Annotated in this window: 12 protein-coding genes and 1 pseudogene; 2 read left to right on the forward strand and 11 right to left on the reverse strand. The window is 64.3% G+C overall.

The window, feature by feature from the left end; translation table 11 throughout:
- From ISP14_RS18605 to ISP14_RS18620, 4 genes and pseudogenes are all read right to left on the reverse strand, one after another.
- A pseudogene (locus ISP14_RS18605) lies at window positions 1–207 on the reverse strand (EtfB protein); the annotation flags it as partial.
- 126 nt (window positions 208–333) lie between these two features.
- The gene (locus tag ISP14_RS18610; protein ID WP_404542856.1) at window positions 334–2,379 is read right to left on the reverse strand and encodes a glycoside hydrolase family 99-like domain-containing protein; all 2,046 of its coding nucleotides are present in this window, start codon (window positions 2,377–2,379) and stop codon (window positions 334–336) included.
- Between the two features lie 36 nt (window positions 2,380–2,415).
- On the reverse strand, window positions 2,416–4,467 hold the full coding sequence (locus tag ISP14_RS18615; protein WP_404542858.1) for a glycosyltransferase: 2,052 nt from the start codon (window positions 4,465–4,467) through the stop codon (window positions 2,416–2,418).
- A gap of 43 nt (window positions 4,468–4,510) precedes the next feature.
- A complete protein-coding gene (locus ISP14_RS18620; protein ID WP_404542861.1) occupies window positions 4,511–6,112 on the reverse strand; it encodes an electron transfer flavoprotein-ubiquinone oxidoreductase in 1,602 nt (533 codons plus the stop codon).
- A 227-nt stretch (window positions 6,113–6,339) separates the two neighbouring features.
- On the opposite strand from ISP14_RS18620, the gene ISP14_RS18625 reads away from it, so the two are divergent.
- A complete protein-coding gene (locus ISP14_RS18625) occupies window positions 6,340–6,753 on the forward strand; it encodes an amidase family protein (RefSeq protein WP_404542863.1) in 414 nt (137 codons plus the stop codon).
- Window positions 6,750–8,354, forward strand: coding sequence for a hypothetical protein (locus tag ISP14_RS18630; protein WP_404542866.1), 1,605 nt, complete (start codon window positions 6,750–6,752; stop codon window positions 8,352–8,354). Before ISP14_RS18625 ends, ISP14_RS18630 begins: the two co-directional genes overlap by 4 nt.
- An 18-nt stretch (window positions 8,355–8,372) precedes the next feature.
- Here the strand turns inward: ISP14_RS18630 and ISP14_RS18635 are convergent, their stop codons facing one another.
- The 7 genes from ISP14_RS18635 to ISP14_RS18665 form a co-directional block, all read right to left on the reverse strand.
- Entirely contained in the window at window positions 8,373–9,275 is a 903-nt protein-coding gene (locus ISP14_RS18635) for a lysylphosphatidylglycerol synthase transmembrane domain-containing protein (protein ID WP_404542868.1), read from the reverse strand.
- A gap of 100 nt (window positions 9,276–9,375) precedes the next feature.
- Window positions 9,376–10,509, reverse strand: coding sequence for a dTDP-4-amino-4,6-dideoxygalactose transaminase (rffA, locus tag ISP14_RS18640; protein ID WP_404542871.1), 1,134 nt, complete (start codon window positions 10,507–10,509; stop codon window positions 9,376–9,378).
- 43 nt (window positions 10,510–10,552) lie between these two features.
- Complete coding sequence (locus ISP14_RS18645; RefSeq protein ID WP_404542873.1) at window positions 10,553–11,302, reverse strand: WbqC family protein; 750 nt, start codon at window positions 11,300–11,302, stop codon at window positions 10,553–10,555.
- The gene (locus ISP14_RS18650; RefSeq protein ID WP_404542876.1) at window positions 11,299–12,948 is read right to left on the reverse strand and encodes an HAD-IA family hydrolase; all 1,650 of its coding nucleotides are present in this window, start codon (window positions 12,946–12,948) and stop codon (window positions 11,299–11,301) included. The genes ISP14_RS18645 and ISP14_RS18650 overlap by 4 nt, the downstream gene beginning before the upstream one ends.
- A complete protein-coding gene (locus tag ISP14_RS18655; protein WP_404542878.1) occupies window positions 12,945–13,682 on the reverse strand; it encodes a class I SAM-dependent methyltransferase in 738 nt (245 codons plus the stop codon). Before ISP14_RS18655 ends, ISP14_RS18650 begins: the two co-directional genes overlap by 4 nt.
- Before the next feature lie 8 nt (window positions 13,683–13,690).
- Complete coding sequence (locus tag ISP14_RS18660) at window positions 13,691–14,662, reverse strand: glycosyltransferase family 2 protein (RefSeq protein WP_404542881.1); 972 nt, start codon at window positions 14,660–14,662, stop codon at window positions 13,691–13,693.
- A gap of 166 nt (window positions 14,663–14,828) precedes the next feature.
- A partial coding sequence (locus tag ISP14_RS18665) for an FAD-binding protein (protein WP_404542883.1) occupies window positions 14,829–15,011 on the reverse strand: 183 nt, incomplete at its 5' end.

The raw sequence follows: 15,011 nt of genomic DNA on the forward strand, positions 1-15,011 counted from the left end.
AGTGAGGTCGGCAGGGCCGATGCCCACCACCACCACTTCTTCGGCCAGGCCTTTCTCGCGGAGGCGCAGGGCTTCTTCCAGCGCGATGTCGTCGAACGGATTGGCGGAGAGCTTCACGCCATCGGTCACCACGCCACTGCTGTCGGGCTTGACCTGGATGCGCACGTTGTAGTCCACAACGCGCTTGTAGCCGACCAGAATCTTCATCAGCGGTTCCTTCGAGTTGCTTGGCGCCGGTAGAGCGCAAAGGCGTCGATTCTAATCTGAAGCCGCCTGCCATGCGGTCGGGTATGGTTTGGGTGGCGCGTCTGCAGGCTCCAAACTCGAGGCGGGTTATGTCAGGCGGGGGCGTGGCGCCGAGCGACTGGAGAGTGTCGCGGCGTCTTTCACATGGAAGCCCGCATAGCATGATGCAGGGGCGAATAAATGCTCGATGGCGTGTGCCAGCGTTCCGCCGGTCTGGCCGGTATCGGCTTCGAATTCCCGCCCGGTCAGCTGGGCGTCGAGTATCGGGCGCAGGGCGCTCAATCGCCCCCAGAACATGCCGCCAGCGATGGGCTCCGCGTTTTCACCGGCGTGATGGGCATCAAGGCCCAGTCGTGCGATGAGGTAGTCCAGTGTTTCCCGATTGGCGCCCATACAGTGGGCGAGCGATTGGATGTGGTCATCCGCGACGATCAGTCCCAACGAAGGGTCTTCGTCGAAGGTGGTGACGAAGTGCGGTGCACGCTCCGGTGCGAGCAGGCGTTCCACCAATTGGCGGCGCCAGATATCGCCGTTTTCCAGATGGGCGGGGCATTCGGTATGCAATTTCAATACGAGCTGCACGCCTTCATCGAGCAAGCGGTCGCCGACACGCAGGAACGGAAGGATATCTCGGCCGCGATTCTCCATGGTTTCCAACTCGTAGCGCTGTCCGTGTCTGTCCAGTACCGTGCGTGTGGCCGCCTCGCATTCTGCCGAGGTGGTCACCACAAGCCGCCAGTCCAGAGTGCTGGCGCGCAGAGCGTCAAGCAGATCGCCGAGTACTTCGGGCTGCTGGACGTGGATGACTGCACAGGGGCGTGTGTCGGTTTGCACCGGTCTGCACAGGGCGGAACGCGTCGCTTGCAGCCAAGCGTGGCCAAGCCGGGCATCGGGTTCCAGTACCGCACCTTCGGCCCATTCGTTCCAGGCGTTGATGAAGACCAGCGGTGCCTCAGTCTCTGGTTCGCGCTGCCGCGCGGAGGCAATGGCGTGACGCAGCCAATCTTGGTAACCCCGCGGCGAGGCATGGGTGTAAGTGCGGCCGGCACCACTGCGGCGGGGTTCGTTGTCCCATCCAGGATTGACGCCAGGGTGCAGAGGGTATCCCGGCTCACGTCGTGCCATTACCTCGCGAGCGAGTTCGCGCCAATCCAGTACATCGCCGCTGAATTCTGGGTTGAGCAGCCGTTGTTGTGCCGTGATGGGGTGTTGGCTGGTGTTGTTTGGAGGGAACGCCACCGCGCTGTCGAAGCCGATGTCCCGGGGATCCACGTTGTCGAAACTCTGCACGTAAGCGAGATGAATCTCGCCAATGCCGTGTGCTGCACACCATTCGCGCCAGCGTATGGTGGTGGCAGAGGGGGTGGGCAGCAGTCCAGGGCGATATACCAGCAGCAAAGGGCGGCCATTGACGCGCAGGTAACGCGGATCGCGCAGGTAGGGTGCAACGTGGGCAATGAAGGCGAGATCGTCTTCCGGTGAATGCCGCTGGGCGATCAGCACCTGATCGGCGCGGCCGTCCCAGCGACGCGACCAGTTTTCGTTCGCCCAGCACAGGCATAGCGGAAGGTCCAGCGAAGGGTCTTCCAGCCACTGGCGCAGCGGCTGCTCCAACAGGGTCTGTCCGGCGAACCAGTAGAAGTAACTGCAGAAGGCGCCTATACCGTATTCGCGTGCCAGTAGCATCTGCCGGCGCATCACCTCCGGCAAACGCAGATCGTAGAAGCCGAGCGCACCTGGCAGGCGTGGTTGCATGTGGCCTTCGAACTGCGGCAGTGCGCGCGCCACGTTACGCCATTCGGTGAAACCCTCGCCCCACCAGGCATCGTTCTCCGGGATTGGATGAAACTGCGGCAGGTAAAAGGCGACCAGGGTGGCCGGCAGCGGATCAGGCAAGGGCGCTTTGCATGCTTCGCGATAGCCGATTGCGCGCTCGCCTTCGTACAGCGTCGGTCGTCGCGGCCGGGCTCCTGCGGGAGCTCGGCCACGTGGCCCAGTTGGCACCAGTCCGGCATGTCGTTCCAAGAAGCGCTGGCGCAGGCGGTCGCGGGCGGCGGTGCTCAGGGGCAGCACTCGGAAACCAGTGCGCAAAGCCAGAAACAGACAGCGGCGGACGGGCTCGGGTAGCGGCATGAAAATGGGGATCGAAGTCGGTACCGGTAATTATGGTCAGTCAGACAAGGCCATGAACAACGTGTGTGCAGCGACTTTCGGGGAAAAGTGGCGACGTACGTTGTCCAAGCCGCCAGCGGAGAGACGCTCCCACAGCGGGGCATCCAGTGCCAGCGCCTGTACCGAGGCGGCAAAGCCATCCGCGTCGTCAGCTACCAATACGTTGCGGCTATTTTCCAATTGCATGCCTTCCACGGCGATGGACGTGGCGATAACTGGAAGGCCGTAGCTCATCGCCATGTTGATCTTGCCCTTCACGCCGGCCCCGAAGCGCAGTGGTGCCAGTGAGGCGAGACAGCCGTCCAGCCAGGGGGCCAGATCAGCCACGCGACCGTGGAATTCGAGACCGGGCGCGGTGAGTTCACACCGCGCCGCCACAGGCACGTCGCCCAGCACATGCAAGCGCAGATCGGGCAGGGACTGGCGTATGCGCGGCAGAATCTCCGCTGCAATCCAGCGCACTGCATCGCTGTTGGGCGGATGGCCGAAGCCGCCAATGAAAACCAGATCGCGGCGCTCGGCGTACGGGCGACGGCAGCCGTGCACGTCGTGGATATTGGAGAGCAGTTCTACCCGGGCGCTCGGTAGCACCTCTTTCAACAAAGCCTGCTCGTGCGGACTCACCACGAAGCTGATGTCGACCTGTTCGATCAACGCCAACTCGCTGCGGCGCGAGCTTTCTGCCTGCCGCTTCATTGCGAGCTTGTCGCTCAGTTCGGCAGCGCGCTGCTCTCTCAGGAAGTGCAGGTCCACCGTATCGAACAGCAGCCTTGCCTGCGGCGCATGGCGCCGCACCAGTGCTGCGTACTGGCCAGCTACCGTGTGGCGGCACAGCATTACTGCGTGGAGTTCGCTGCCATGGCCGCGAAGCCAATCGGGCAGGTCGACGGTTTCCGGCTGACATAGTACTTCGCAGCCCAGTGCACCCAGCGCAACGATTTCGTTCGGGGTGGCACGGCCGTCGTCGGGACAGAAGGCTACGCTCCAGCCCTGTTCGTCGAGAATGCGCAGGATCGCGGTGAGGCGCAACGAACCGGAGTCGCGGTTGGGGTCGGGTGTCGTGGCGTCGACCACCAGCACCCGGCCGCGCCGATGCCAGCGGACGGCGCGTTCCAGCGGCGTGCCGAATGGCGGCTGGGTGGCCAACTCGACCTTCCACTTGTCGACGAATTTCGCCTGATTGGGGCGCTGGTAGCGCTTCATGCCAGCGTCGAGATCGGTGCCGGCGCTGATGCCTTCGCAGTGGATCACAGTGCTGGCGGGCTCGTAGTACACACGCATGCCTAGCTTGCGCACCGCAAAGGCGAGATCGGCGTCCTCGTAGTAGGCCGGCGCGTAGCGCGTGTCGAAGCCTCCGATGCGCTGAAAGACGTCGCGCCGGATCATCAGCGACGCGCCAGAGACGTAATCGGTTTCGCGACGGTAGCGATAGGCGGCCGTTTCACGTGGCTCGAAGCGGCCCGTGTTCCAGCAACTGCCGTCGGCAAACACCAGTCCACCCGCTTCCTGCAGGCGGCCGTCGGGATAGACCAGCCGGCTGCCGGCGATGCCACAGTCGGCGCGTTCGCCGAAGCAGCGCAGCAGCGCATCCAGCCAGCCGGGTGTCACCTGGGTGTCGTTGTTGAGGAAGAGCAGGAACTCGCCATGCGTAGCCGCCGCACCGGCGTTGCAGCTGCCCACGAAGCCGAGATTCTCCGCGTTGCGCAGCAGGCGCAGACCATCGATTTGCGCTAGGGTGTCGGGACTGCCGTCAGGGGAAGCGTCGTCTACCACGATGATTTCGAACGGAGCCTGCGCGCCGTGCTTCGCCAGCGAACGCAGGCAGGCCAGGGTATGGGCCAGTTTGCCGTGCACCGGTATCACGATGGATACGCGAGGCGTGTCCGATGCCGGCAGCGCGAACGGCGCGAACGACTCATCCAGCGGCAGAAGTTCAAGGGTGTCGTCGTGCTCGGGACGCGACTGGAATTCCTGTCGCATGCGTGCCAGCGTGCCACGCCAGCCGCGCAGCGCCAGGCTGGCGCGGGTACGCTGCGCGAGATAGCTCAAGCGCTTCAAACGCCATGACAGCTTGCCACTCAGCGGAGCACCCTCACAGGTTCTGGTAATTCGGCCCCGAACCGCCTTCCGGCGTGACCCAGTTGATGATCTGGTACGGGTCCTTGATGTCGCAGGTCTTGCAGTGCACGCAGTTGGCGGCGTTGATCTGCAGGCGCCTGCCCGCTTCGTCCTGCACGATCTCGTAGACGTTGGCCGGGCAGAAGCGAGTGCAGGGGTTGCCGTATTCCTCGGCGCACTTGCTCACGCAGACGTTCGTGTCGGCTACCTGCAGGTGGATCGGCTGGTCCTCGTCGTGCTCGGTGGCGGCGAAGTAGACGCTGGCGAGGCGGTCGCGTGGGGCCAGATCGCGTTGCACGTAGTCGCGCTTTGGCTCCTCTTGCTGTCCCAGCTTGTGCAGGCTGGACCAGTCGGCCTTGTTCTTCAGCGTCCACGGCGAGCGGCCGCCGGTGATGGTTTCCCAGGCGGCGTTGAGCATGCCGAACCACAAGCCCTTCTTGAAGGCGGGCTTGATGTTGCGCACCTTCTTCAGCTCGGCCATCGCTTCGGAGCCGCGCAACTTCGCATCGAAGCCGGTGGGCTGGAGCTCGCCGGCGGCGAGATGTTCGGCGGCGAGCATGCCGCTGCGGATCGCCTGGTGGGTGCCCTTGATTTTGGGCACATTGAGCAGGCCAGCAGTGTCGCCAATCAACAACGCACCAGGCATCTCGCACTTCGGCAGCGACTGCCAGCCGCCGGTGACGATGGCGCGCGCGCCGGCGGAGAGGATGCTGCCGCCTTCCAGCAGCCCCTTCACATGCGGATGGTTCTTCCATTGCTGGAAGGCTTCCCACGGCTGGTAGTCCGGATCGCTGTAGTCCAGCCCGCTGACATAACCCAGCGCGATGCGGTCCTTGTCCAGGTGATAGAGGAAGCTGCCGCCGTAGGTGTGGTTGTCGGCAGGCCAGCCGAAGCTGTGTACGATCTTGCCGGGCACGACGCGGCCGGCGGGCACCTGCCACAGCTCTTTGATGCCGATGGAGTAAGACTGCGGGTCGCTGCCCTGGTCCAGCTTGAAGCGCTTGATCAGCTGCTTGGTGAGGCTGCCGCGCGCGCCTTCGGCCAGCACGGTGACCTTGGCCTTGATGTCGATGCCCTGGGTGTAGCCGGGTTTGTGCGAGCCGTCCTTCGCCACGCCCATGTCGCCGATGCGCACGCCGGCGACCGAGCCGTCGTCGTTGAATACGGTGTCGGCGGCGGCGAAGCCGGGGAACACGTCCACGCCCAGCGCCTCGGCCTGCGGTGCCAGCCAGGCGCACAGCGCGCCCAGCGAGACGATGAAGTTGCCGCGGTTGTGCATGCCCGGCGGCACTGGCAGCTTGCGGCCACCGGTCTTCGTGAGCAGCCAGAACTCGTCCTCGGTCGCCGGCACGCAGATCGGTGGCGGGGCGTCGCGCCACCCAGGTAGCAGGGCATCCAGCGGGCCGGGTTCGATCACCGCGCCGGAGAGGATCTGTGCGCCGATGATCGAGGCCTTCTCGATCACGCACACCGTGGTGTCGGGCTGCAGTTGCTTCAGCCGTATCGCGAACGACAGCCCGGCCGGGCCGGCGCCGACCACGACGACGTCGTATTCCATGGTTTCGCGTTCGCTCATGGCGGACTCCGGCAGGCCGATGCAGACGGTCGCGGCGCTGGCCGGCGCGACCCGTCGAATGCGCTATTGTCCGATTTCGCGTGCTGCGCGGCAAACCCGACGCTCCGGGCCTGCGCGGGCTTCACGGGTGATGGCGATAATCCGCCCACGCCCATTGAAGAGTGCGGCCAGGAATGGCCGCTTCTTGATCTTCGCGTTCATGGATGAGCGCACATCTAAGGAATGCCATGAGTTCGCTGCCGCCGATCACCGACCTGGACCTGCGCCGTGCGACCGTGTGCCAGCTGCTGCACTGGATGGCGATCGGCCGCACCCATCCGCAGGCGCTGGCCGAGGCGACCCAGGAGGCGATCGAGCGCATTAATCCGCAACTCAACGCCTACGTAGGCCTGAGTCCCGGCCTGTTGCGGGAGCAGGCGCGTACCGCCGAGCACCGCCGCCGCGATGGCGTGATCGGCCGGCTCGACGGCATCCCGGTGGCGGTCAAGGACAACTTCGACATCGCCGGCTGGCCCACCCGTGCCGGCCTGCCCGGTCGCGAAAGGCCCGCATCGGTTCCTGCCGCGCCGGCCTGCCGAAGCCGAAGGGCATGCGCCATGATGCGACGGCTATGTCGCGGGCGATCCGGGGTTTCGGCATGATGACGCCGTCCAGGCACTTCTCAGACGACATGTCGCAGCGGTTGGATCGCCGTATCATCTGTGCGGCCATGCTGTTGGCTGTTGCCGCTTCTCTGGCGAGATTCCTGCTGGAAGCGCATCTCGGCTTCAATCTGTGGGACGAGGGTTACCTCTGGTACGGCGTGCAGCGCGTGCTGCATGGCGAAGTGCCGATCCGCGATTTCGTGTCCTACGATCCCGGCCGCTACTACTGGGCCGCCGGCGCGCTGTGGTTGTTCCATGGACACGGCACCGTCGCCGTGCGTGCGGCGACGGAGTTGTTCTCCACACTGGGTGTCGTTGCAGCCGTCTGGCTCGTATTGCGCGGATCGACTGGTAATGGACTGATGCGCCTGGGCCTGTGCGCCGTGGCGGTGGTGTTGTGTCTGCTGTGGATGGTGCCGTGGTGGAAGGGTTACGACGCGGCCATCTCGATCATCCTGGTCGCCAGTCTGGCGCGGGTGCTGGCTCGTCCATCGCCTGTGCGCTTCCTGGTGCATGGTGTGGTGATTGGTCTGGCAGCGGTGTTCGGGCGCAATCATGGATTCTATGGCGTGGTTGCATGCTTGCTCGCCACGCCTGCGTTGATGCTGAGCGCGGATTCTCCTGCATGGCGTCGTTGCGTTCCGGCGTGGCTGGCCGGGGTAGCCATTGGCTTTTCCCCGATCCTGCTGGGGCTGGTGCTGGACCACCAGTTTGCGGCCATGTTCTGGGAGAGCATCCATTTCCTCCTGTTCGAGTACCGGGGCACCAACCTCCCCTTGCCGGTGCCTTGGCCGTGGACGGTGCCTGGCGATGGCGCGCTGACGCAGGCGTTGCTTGCGCGTTGGGTGACGGGCGGCATGTTTCTGCTGCTCCCGCTTTTTTGCGTGGTTGGTGCAGCGGTCATCGCGCATCGCCTGCGCCGCTATCGCAGGATCGTCCACCCGGAGTTTGCGGCCTGTGTTGCCACCGCGATTCCCTACCTCAACGTGGCGTTCTCGCGGGCGGACGTTTCTCATCTCGCCCAGGCGATATTTCCGCTCCTGATCGGCGTGCTGATTCTTCCCACGCGCGGCCTGGGCCGAGTGTTGCTTCGCTGGCTGGGGCTTCCACTGTTGGCGGTGGCTTCGCTGTTGATCGCGCTGCCGCTGCATCCCTGGTACCAGGCGCGGACGCAATCCGACTGGCGCGTCGTCGACGTACAGGGTGACGCATTGCGCATGAGTGACACTGCGGCGGTCCCGCTCGAAGTCGTCGAGGGCTTGTCGCATCGTTACGTCCCGAGCGGTGGCACGCTGCTTGCGGCACCGGTCTGGCCGGGAGCGTACGTGTTGCTGGGGATCAGGTCACCGGTACAGGAAATCTACCCGCTGTTTCCACGCAGCGACCATTTCCAGATGCAGGAAATCGGCCGGCTGCAACAGGCTCGTCCCGCGCTTGTACTCATCTATGACATCGGGGTCGACGGGCGCGAAGATCTGCGTTACGCAGATACCCACCCGCTCATATGGAGCTATCTGCAGACGCACTACAGGCAGGTCGAATCACCCCGTGAGCTGCCCGAGCTGAAGGTCTACATCCCGAAGCCGTCGATAGACTAGGGCACGTCGTTCCTGCGCCTACTTTTGTCCGCTGCGTGGATGCTGCAGCAGAAGGAGCAGGCAGGCGGCCCCGGCCAGTGCGGTCAAGGGCGTGAGCAGGCGCAGCCCAATGGCGACGGCCTCTGCATCGGCGACGGAAGCTCCAAGCCAGAGCATGATGCCGCGGCTGCCGAGTTCCGACACGCCAAGGCCGCCGGGTGTCATGCTGGCGACCACGGCCAGCATGACGCCACCCAGCAGCAGGCAGACCTCGCTGAAATCCACGTGCACGTTGATGGCCAGCACCGCGAACCACCAGAGACCGGCATAGAGCAACCAGATGATCACCGTCAGCAGGCTGGCACGAACGATCCGTTCGCGGTACCGCAACACTTCCGCATAGGGCTGAAGCCGGAGTGGCAGACGGTGCAGATGGAGGGCCAGGACGCTTAGCAGCAACCCCGCCGGCAGCGGAAGAAGCAGCGCCAACGGGGCCAGCCACGCCAGCCCGAAGTGCCAGGCGACGCCGCACAGGCCCAGGCCCAACACCCCACCGAGATCGAGTACCCGTTCGACGAAGAAGGCGGAAACGCCCAGTCGCCAAGCGCTGGCATGATGGTCGGGAATCAAGCGGATCTTGATGACCTCACCCAGCTGGAACGGGGTGAGCGAGGCCAGCCCCGAAGCAGCGCCGTTGGCGCACAGTGACTGCCAGAAACGACGGCGGTCGGGTTCGATCCCCAGCACGAGCAGCCAACGCAGGCCGCGTACCGCGAAGGCCGCGAGCAGCAGGGGCAGTGCGCCTGCCAGCAGCAGGCCCGGGCGCAGACGCGCCAACGCATGCGCCACCATCTGCCAATCGAACAGCCGGATGGTTGCCGCCACGCAGATGGCAGCGATCAGCAGCACCAGCAGGTGACGCCAGCGGCGGCGGATCAGCACATGCATGGGAGGTCATTGCGGCGGTCGGCGGAACGCAACGATGTCCATCGTTGATCGGCGACGGCAGCTGCCGGAGTGAGGGGCAGGGCGTACATGCGTCTCAGGCTTGTTCCAGCACGCGCTGCGCGGTTTGCATGACGTGTTCCTGCAGGCTTTCCAGTCCGATCCACAGCGGCAGGCGCACCAGACCGTCACTGGTGGCGTCGGTGTGCGCCAGCGTTCCGGACGTGCGCCCATAGCGCTGGCCGGCGGGCGAACTGTGCAGCGGAATGTAGTGGAAAACCGTGCCGATGCCGGCAGCCTTCATCGCCTCGATGAAATGCGTGCGTGCTTCCAGTCCGTGCAGCAGCAGGAAATACATGTGCGCGTTGTGCGTGCATTCTGCGGGGATGACCGGACGGCGCAGCAGGCCGGCCGCTTCCAGCGGAGCCGCCCACGCATGGTAACGATCCCAGATTGCCAGTCGGCGGCTGGTGATGTGGTCGGCTTCCTCCAGCTGGGCAGCCAGAAAGGCCGCGATCAGTTCGCTGGGCAGGTAGGACGAGCCGAGGTCGACCCAGGTGTACTTGTCGACCTGGCCGCGGAAGAAGCGGCTGCGATTGGTGCCTTTTTCGCGGATGACCTCCGCGCGCTCGACCAGGGCCGGGTCGTTGATCAGCAGCGCGCCTCCCTCGCCCGAGATCACGTTTTTGGTTTCGTGGAAACTCAACGCCGCAAGGTCGCCGACGCTGCCGAGCTGACGTCCCTTGTACTGCGACAGTAATGCTTGTGCGGCGTCCTCGACCACGCGCAAGCCGTGGCGCGCCGCGATCGCCATGATGGTGTCCATTTCGCAGGCGACGCCGGCGTAATGCACCACGCAGATGGCGCGTGTGCGGGGGGTGATCGCCTGTTCGATCAGTGCCTCGTCGATATTCAACGTATCGGGCCGGATGTCCACGAATACCGGCACGGCGCCCCGTAGCACGAAGGCATTGGCCGTCGAGACGAAGGTGAAAGAAGGCATGATCACTTCGTCGCCCGGCTGCAAGTCGAGCAGGATGGCCGCCATCTCCAGCGCCGCGGTGCAGGAATGGGTGAGCAGTGCCTTGTATGTCCCGGTGCGCCGCTCCAGCCAGGCGTGACAGGCGCGCGTGAACGAGCCGTCGCCGGAGAGCTGGCCCATGGCGTGCGCTTGGGTGATGTTGTCGAGTTCGCGGCCGACCAGATAAGGGCGGTTGAATGGAATGGTCATGCGGGCGCTCGGCGGATGGACGCGTGGTGGGACGGCCAGGGGGTCACGGATACGATGGTGTTTGTGCCGGAGGGGAGCGGTCGTTGTTCGTGGTGCCGCATCGGTGACCCCAGATGTATTCAGGCGCTTGCGGACCGGTGTTGAAAATCAGGTCGAGCACGCTCACGGTATGTTCGAACGGCGGGTAAAGCTGCGGGTATTCGGGGTAATCCGAATAGTCCTTGAGTCGCAGGTCGATGCCCAATGCCGCGAATTTCGACGGTTCCAGGTAGTCGGCGGCCAGCGGACCCGACAGATAGCTGGTGGCGCCGCTGAGCCGTAGCAGGTCGATGATACGTTCGAGTTTCGCGCCTTGCGCCGCGTAACTGCGCGAGTCGGTGAAAACGGTGCGGATACCAAGCAGTTCACGGGCAATGCGCTGCGTCATCGACTGATTCATCTCCGAGAGATTCACCCATGTCTGCCCGAGATACAGCTCTTCGAAGAAGGGGGTGTATTGCCGGAAGAACGGTGCGCGGGAATAGTTGTGGCAAAGGGTTTTCCAGTGCTTCTCTTGCCAGGCGGGATCGTCCAGCGCTACCTCGCAGATGAGGCGGTTGCGGTTTGCGCCTGCGGGAACGGTCAGCCAATGGGCACCGCCCGCAGCCTTGATGCGGTTCCTGCTGCGCCAATCGCGCGAGGTGAACTGCACATCATCGAAAAAGATGAACTCGTCCACGTCGTGGATGATGTCGAAATACCCCTTCCACGGGATATACGACGACTGGATGATCGCGACCTTGTGTCCGTTCATGGGCTCAGGCAGGCATGGCGGACCGAAAGCAGGCTGTCGAGGACGTCGATGCGGCGGCTGATCGCGTCGGGGACGGTCGCCGCAAGGGCCTCGTTGGAACTCAGGAACGTGCCGTTCCTGCGGATGATCAGGGCATGCATGTAGCCCGCGCGAATCGCGCCAACGCCATCGCGGAAGTAGTTGTCGCCGACCATCACCAGCTGCGCCGGGTCTATGCCCAGTGCGTGCGCTGCCTGCAGGAACGCGGCGGGAGCGGGCTTCTCACCGCCATGCTCGCGGCTGTAGACCACGGCGTCGATGCTGCCGAGTGCCTGGGCCTGGCGTATCTTGACGCGCTGTGTCTCTGGGGGATTGTCGGTGAGGATGGCCAGAGGCAGGCCGGCGGCCTTCAGGGTCTTGAGCGTCGCCTCGACGTCGCTGAACAGGGGCGTCGAAGCAACGACTGCCGCCCGGTACGCATCCACCGCCGCTGTACGCAGGCTTTCCGGCAGCGCCAGCATCGCAAGTAGCCGATCGATCAGGAACGCGCGCTCGCCCTCATCGATCAATTGCGCCGCGCACAGCAGGAAGTCGGACCGGTCAACACGCGAGGAAAAGACCTCCGGATAGATGAGTTGCAGCTTTTCGAGCATCCACTCCTTGTGCTTGACCAGGGTGTCATCCAGGTCGAAGACGATGCCCCGGGGGGTGGGATGCAGTTGCGGTACGACGATGTCATCGAGCACGCGGATGGTCTTGACCGCCCTGCGTGTGGGCAGGTCTGGAACCGGCGTGGTTGCGCCGGTTCCCAGGAAGAATCCCGGCAGGTTGATGCCCTCGGCGAGTGCATGCGTGGCGGACGTTCCGGTGCGCGGGTTGACGTCGGAAACGATGGCGCTGCCATCCGGTGGCGCAATTATCTGGGTGTTGTAGATACCGCAGCCGCCTGCTGCGGCGATGGCTGCTGCTGTCCGTTGAGCGAGCGTGACGATGAGCGGGTCGCGCACCGATATGGAGATGACGGCGAAGCCACCCGATGTCCGCAACCGCTGGCGCAGCACGATCGGCGAGATGTGGCCATGCGGATCGATCGCGAAGTCGGCCGAGTACTCCTCGAAGGCAGGTAACCACGTCGACCACACATGGGTGGCGAAGTCGGCCTGATGCACAAGCGCCGCCTCGCGGTTGCGCAGGAGCACGGTGCCACGGCCGCCCCAGCCTTCGCGCGGCCTGCCGAACAGGGGTTGCGCATAGTCGTGGGCTAGCGGGTCCAGCAGCTCTGGTACCGGCAAGTCGGCGGCGTCGAGAAATTGCTGGGTAAGCAATTTGTCCAGCAGCGTCGTGGTCAGTTCCTCGCCGGCCACGGCCACGGTGGCGCCCAGGTCGGCCAACGGGTTCCTGAGGCGCGCCAGCGTGGGTAGCTCATATGCGGTCGCCGGAAAAATGGCGTCCACGTGCTCATGTCGCGCCAGGCCGAGCAGGAACGTCTCGAATGCGCGCTCATCCGCCAGCGGCGGGGCCACGAAACATTCCCCGCAGACATAGCGCACGAGGTGTTCGGCGTGGACGTCGCAGACCAGCACCCTGGTGCGATCCAGTTGTTGCAGGGCCCGAACGATGCCCAGTCCCTGGAAGCCGCCCGCGCTGACGACGAGCGCGGTTTTCATGCAGGCCGCGCGGTCAGCAAGACGCCATTGCAGATGTCAGGCAGCTCATAGCCGACGTTGATGAGCGCGTCCTCGATGCCGGGAGCGAGCGACAGCTGCTGCAGTTGCGACGTGGTCAGCGGCTTGAGCACCAACCCCACCTTGTCCAGGATGGCGTAGCCGGATTCTTCCACCAGGCGGCTGATCGAGGCGTTGTCGAAATATCGCTTGTGGCCCAGCTCCCGGTCGTACTGGCTCAAGGCATACAGATCGGTCAGGAGGCCGGCGGAGTGGCCCAGCAGGCGGTGCAGCGAACGGGCGTTGGGTACGGCCGCGAACAGGACGCCGGTGGGTTTCAGGAAGGCCCGAAAGCGGCGCAGGATCAGTCCCGGATCGTCGACATGTTCCAGCATGAATCCCATCTCGATGGCATCGAATGGCTGATCGAAATGCGCCTGCTCGAAATAGGTGTGATGGATCGAGACATGTGCCGGTGGCGATGTCTCGGCCCGGTAGCGGGCAATGATGTCCGCGGACCCTTCGAGAATGTGGTAGTCCGTCACGTCGAGCCGATCGCGGATCGCTTGGCTGACGCGCTGTCCGCCGATGCCGAGACTGAGCACCCGCAAGCCTCGCTGACCTTGCAGCCGTTCGATGATCTTGCGCGCGTAGGCGGCCAGCAAGGCCTCCTCATCCCGATGGTAGGGAAATTGCTCGGTATAAGCGCCCTGGTAGGCGTTGAGATCTTCTTGCATCCGGCGCCTCAATCGTGAAATTCGCGAACGATGAACAAGGGGCGGTTCTGCGTCTGGGTGTAGATACGCGAGATATACAAACCGATTACGCCTAGCACGGTGATGATAATGCCCGACATGCCGATGATGACCAGCATCAGCGAAGTGAAGCCGGTCAGTACCGCCTCGGGGTGGAGCAGTTTCCGGATGACCAGGGCGATGCCGGCGACACCGGCGCACAGCGTGATGCCGAGGCCGCCGGCGAGAACCATCTTCAGCGGTACGGTGGAGAAGGATGTCACCGCTTCCATCAGCAATGCGAATCGCTTGCGCAAGGAGTAGGTCGAGGCATTCTCCCGTTGCGTCTTCTCGACGACGACCGCTACCTGGCGGAAACCCGACCAGTACATCATGCCACCGAGGAAGACATTGCGATCGCCCAGTGACAGCAGCGCATCGACATAGCGGCGCGTCATCAGCCGCTCGCTGAGCACGTTGGCAGGAACCTTGGTGTCGCTCAGTCGATTGAACAGGCGCCAGAACACCGCGCCGCCGACACGTTCCACCCATGCGCCCTTGCGCCTGGCCTGGATGCCATAGACGACATCTGCGCCGGTTCCGCGGAGCGTCTCCAGGAAATGCGGTAGCACGCCCGGACGCACCTCCAGGTCGCAATCGATGATGAACAGCAGGTGGCCCCTGGCATGGGCCAGGCCCGCCATCACCGCCTTGTGATGGCCGAAGTTGCGCGACAGGTCCACAATCTTTATCGAGGCGTTCGCACCGCGCGCGTGGATGAGGTGTTGCAGCGATTCATCGGGAGAGCCATCGTTGACGAAGACCAGCTCGTAACGCTCGATGCCCGCTTCGCCGATGGCGGCGACCATCTCGTCGATGAAGCGGGGAATGAACTGCTCGGAGCGGTAGACGGACGTGACGATGCTCAGCTGCGGGGCTGGCGCCGTCGATTCCCGAAGTGGTGTGGTGCCAGGCGTCAGCATGGTGCCGGATTCCTGCGGGGTGAGGGCGCCGTAAGGATGATGTGCGGTAGTCCGCTTGGAGCGTGCCCGGAAGCAGTGGCGCAGCCATCAGGCCGAAGCTGGTTGTTGCCAGGCCGGGCAGGGTGTACCGATGATACGGAACAGTCAGGCTCACGGCATGACTGGTTCAACCCAGTGCCTGCTCCAGTTCCGGGATCAGCTTGAACAAGTCACCCACCAGGCCGATGTCGGCCACCTCGAAGATCGGCGCCTCGCCATCCTTGTTGATCGCCACGATGGTACCTGCGTCCTTGATCCCGGTGAGGTGCTGGATGGCGCCGGAGATGCCGATGGCCATGTACAGTTCGGG

This window comes from Dyella agri (assembly GCF_044904705.1).
In the GTDB taxonomy this organism is placed as follows: domain Bacteria; phylum Pseudomonadota; class Gammaproteobacteria; order Xanthomonadales; family Rhodanobacteraceae; genus Rhodanobacter_A; species Rhodanobacter_A agri.